The sequence below is a fragment of the Arthrobacter sp. JCM 19049 genome (assembly GCF_001310435.1).
Window position 1 is genome coordinate 1 of record NZ_BAXF01000209.1, and the last position, 3,679, is coordinate 3,679.

The 3,679-nt window shown below is 66.2% G+C and carries 4 protein-coding genes and 1 pseudogene; 1 reads left to right on the forward strand and 4 read right to left on the reverse strand.

The window, feature by feature from the left end:
• Positions 1-454 (forward strand): MaoC/PaaZ C-terminal domain-containing protein (locus tag JCM19049_RS09575; protein ID WP_279402874.1); only part of this gene is annotated, 454 nt, incomplete at its 5' end.
• A 204-nt stretch (positions 455-658) separates the two neighbouring features.
• On the opposite strand, the gene JCM19049_RS09580 is transcribed toward JCM19049_RS09575, so the two are convergent.
• The 4 genes and pseudogenes from JCM19049_RS09580 to JCM19049_RS09590 form a co-directional block, all read right to left on the reverse strand.
• On the reverse strand, positions 659-1,192 hold the full coding sequence (locus JCM19049_RS09580) for a nicotinamide mononucleotide transporter (RefSeq protein ID WP_054821470.1): 534 nt from the start codon (positions 1,190-1,192) through the stop codon (positions 659-661).
• Complete coding sequence (locus JCM19049_RS19900) at positions 1,141-1,338, reverse strand: hypothetical protein (RefSeq protein WP_279402875.1); 198 nt, start codon at positions 1,336-1,338, stop codon at positions 1,141-1,143. Before JCM19049_RS19900 ends, JCM19049_RS09580 begins: the two co-directional genes overlap by 52 nt.
• Before the next feature lie 177 nt (positions 1,339-1,515).
• Positions 1,516-2,132: pseudogene (locus tag JCM19049_RS09585) on the reverse strand (TetR/AcrR family transcriptional regulator).
• A gap of 109 nt (positions 2,133-2,241) precedes the next feature.
• Positions 2,242-3,561, reverse strand: coding sequence for a phenylacetate--CoA ligase family protein (locus JCM19049_RS09590; RefSeq protein WP_054821471.1), 1,320 nt, complete (start codon positions 3,559-3,561; stop codon positions 2,242-2,244).
• Positions 3,562-3,679 lie beyond the last annotated feature (118 nt).

The following is a 3,679-nucleotide window of genomic DNA, read 5'->3' on the forward strand; positions in this document are numbered from 1 at the left end:
GCTGGCCGAGCTGCGCATCGGCGATGCGCTGGCCTCGGACCTGCGGGAGGTGACCTTGGCGGAGATCACCGCGTTCGCCAATGAAACCGGGGACACCTTCTACGCGCACACGAACCAGAAGGCCGCCGAAGCCAACCCGTTCTTCCCGGGCATCGTGGCCCACGGCTACCTGCTGGTCTCCTGGGCCGCGGGACTGTTCGTGGAACCGGCGCCGGGGCCGGTGCTGGCCAACTACGGGTTGGAGAACCTGCGCTTCATCACCCCGGTGGGGGCGGGGGACTCGATTCGGGTGACCCTGACCGCCAAGAGGATCACCCCACGCGTCACCGACGAGTATGGGGAAGTGGCCTGGGATGCGGTGCTGCACAACCAGAATGACGAGATTGTGGCCACCTACGATGTGCTGACCCTGGTCGAAAAGCAGAATTCCACCTACGCCAACTGGACCGACTAGTTCCCCGGTCCGGCTGCCCAACTGGGGCAGCCACCCAGCGGCCCGCCACCGGCACATCATGCGCCGGTGGCGGGCCGCTGGGCTGTGGTCTCCCACGGTGCGGTGAATCCGCAACGAGCTGATGCAAAGAACTCCCCGCCAGAACCGCCGCGCCCAAGGGGGCAGCAGGTTCCGACGGGGAGTTCTTTCCCTGGGCGCTAACGGCTAGGGTTGGGTCTCCAGTGCGGCCTCGGTGGCAGCGTCGGCGCGCCGCGGCAGCTTGCGCCATGCCCACCAACCGTAGAGCGAGGCCAGGACCATGAACACCCAGGTGCCCAGCAGGGCCAGGGCCGGGTTGTTGCTGAAGATCGCCACCACGTAGGCCAGCGAGCCAAGGGCCATGAGCAGCCAGCCTGGACGCCAGCCGCAGGCGATCAAGACGAAGGAGGTGATCACCAGCGCCTCGGCCAGGAAACTGACCCAGATCACCGAGGTGCCGGCGGTAAAGGCAAAACCGCTGGTTAGCATCTCACCCAGGTGCAGCGCGGTGAGCACCGCCACCAGGATGACGCTCAGCGCCCAGGCGCCGGGACCAAACGTGCCCAAGGTGACCTTCCGGGTGAACTTTCCCTGGAATTCATAGCGGGAGAAGCGCCACAGGCCGAAGGCCGCGAGGATGAAGTAGGGCAGCGCGTAGATCAGCAGCTTCAGGTCGTACTGCAGGGCAATGACCAGCGGCCCGGCGAAGACCGAGAGCATCTGTGCCCACCAGCCAGGTCGTTGCGGTGCGCCAGCAGCAGGCAGGCAATCACCGAGAGCAGGGCGCTGAGCGAAAACAGGGCAACCTGGGTCCCGGACTGGGTGCCCGGCAGCTGCGAGAAAAGATTAAAGAATAGTTCTTCCACGACACTACTTAGCTAGTTCGGCAATGATAGGGGTCGGCGGGCGCTGCCTGCCGGCGGGGCAGGAGGATCACCCGGTCCGGGACCGGGCCCAGCGCATCACCATGCACCTTCACGATGCTATATCTGAAACCTGTGAAGCAATCTCAGCCGGCCACCCGGGAGCTGGCCCCCGGGGCACTAGGGGCGCTGGACGTGCAGCCCGTCAAAGACCATGGAAATCGCGTGCTGCTCCAGGCCTGCGGCGGTGATCACACCATCCTCCCGGTACCAGTCGACGACCGAGTTGATCATGCCGAACAGCAGGCGGGCGGTGGTGCGTGGCTCCAGGTCCTGGCGCAGGGAGCCTTCCTGCTGGGCCAGGGTCACCAGTTCTGCCAGCTTGCGGTCCACCGCGCGGCGGCGCTCCAGGGCAGCGCGTTCCAGGGCGGTGTTGCCGCGCAGGCGCAGCAGCAGGGTGACATAGGAGCGCTTGGCAACCAGGATCCGCACGGTGGCGCGCAGGAAGTATTCCAGGCGCTCGTCGGCGCTGCGCCCGTGGGTGTGCTCGTCCTCCACCACCGCCTCCAGCGGGATCAGGGCCTCATCCAGGGCCAGGCGCAGCAGGTCCTCCTTGGAGGGCACGTGATGGTAAATCGCGGACTTGCTGATCCCCAGCCGGTCGGCGAGCTTGCCCATGCTGGTGGCGTCATAGCCGTGGAGGTTGAAAAGCTCCACCGCGATCGCCAGCACGGAGCCTGGTCGTAGCCGGGCCGGCCACGACGGGCGGAGACGTTAACTGTTTCGGTTTCAGACATGATTCCTCGATTATCCCATTACGGAAGACAAAAACGGAGTGTGGGCGCAAACACCGGTTTGCCCCCACACCCCGTTGTGGCCGTACCCGCCGGGGGGCGGATGCGAACGCTACAGGTTGCGCATGTCGTAGATGCGCTTGAGCTTGCCCATGGAGCGCTCCAGGGTCTCGGGCTCAACGACCTCGATGGCGCAGCTGGAGCCAATGTGGATCTTGATCAGCGAGGCCAGTTCCTGCCCGGCGGTGGAGACCTCGTGCGCGGTCGCGTCACTGCGGCGCTCGACCTTGACCGCCAGCTGGTCCATGCGTCCGGGCCGGGTGAGCACCAGCTGGAAATGCGGGGAGAGGGCCGGGACCTTCAGGATCAGTTCCTCGATCTGGCTGGGGAACAGGTTCACCCCGCGCAGGATGATCATGTCGTCGCTGCGCCCGGTGATCCGGCCCATGCGGCGGTGCCCGGGCCGGGCGGTGCCGGGCAGCAGCCGGGTCAGGTCATGGGTGCGGTAGCGGATGATCGGCAGCGCCTGCTTGGTCAGCGAGGTGAACACCAGTTCGCCGTGCTGCCCGTCGGGCAGCACCTTGGTTTCGTCGTAGGCGTCCAGGATCTCCGGGCGGAAGTAGTCCTCCCAGATGTGGCTGCCGTCCTTGAGCTCATTGGATTCCCCGGCCACTCCCGGACCCATGACCTCACTGAGGCCATAGATGTCGCAGGCGTCTAGCCCGAACATCTCCTCCAGCTCGTGGCGCATCTCCTCGGTCCACGGCTCGGCGCCAAGCACCGCCACCTTCAGCGAGGTGCCGCGCGGATCCAGGCCCATGCGCTGCATCGCATCCCCAATGGTCAGCAGGTAGGTGGGGGTGCACAGGATGGCGTCGGGCTGGAAGTCGTGGATCAGGGTAATCTGCTTTTCGGTCTGGCCCCCGGACATCGGGATGACCGTGGTGCCCAGCTTCTCGGCCGCCGCGTGGGCGCCCAGCCCGCCGGTGAACAGGCCGTAGCCGTAGGCGTTGTGCACCTTCCAGCCCGGCTTGACCCCGGACAGGCGCAGGCAGCGGGCCCCGAGTCGGGCCCAGTCATCTAGGTCCTTCTGGGTGTAGCCGACCACGGTGGCCCGCCCGGTGGTGCCCGAGGAGGCGTGCAGGCGGGCGATCTGGTGCTGGGGTACCGCGAACATCCCGAACGGGTAGGACTTGCGCAGGTCCTCCTTCTCGGTGAAGGGGAACTTGGCCAGGTCGGACAATTCCTTCATGTCCCCCGGGTGCACACCGGCCGCGTCGTACTTCTGGCGGTAGTACGGAACATTCTGGTAGGCGTACGCGATGGTTTCCTGCAACCGGGTGAGCTGGATCGATTCGATCTCATCCCGGCTCATCAGTTCCTCGGGATCCAGCGGGTTGGGTAGCTCTTCGCGTTCGGGGTTCTGGGTCATGCTCAAATCTTTCGTTCGTGATGTGGTGGGGCCGTGCGCACCGGCGGACCGGTGGCGGGGAGCCAGGCTGCTCGGGCTTTTGCTGCGCCGCCTTCTGGTGGGACGCCCCGGGGCCTGG

Bases quoted from the DNA above. Each gene is read 5' to 3' on its own strand.
- JCM19049_RS09580 (WP_054821470.1), bottom strand. From the start codon at position 1,192: ATGCTCTCGGTCTTCGCCGGGCCGCTGGTCATTGCCCTGCAGTACGAC.
- JCM19049_RS09590 (WP_054821471.1), bottom strand. From the start codon at position 3,561: ATGACCCAGAACCCCGAACGCGAAGAGCTACCCAACCCGCTGGATCCC.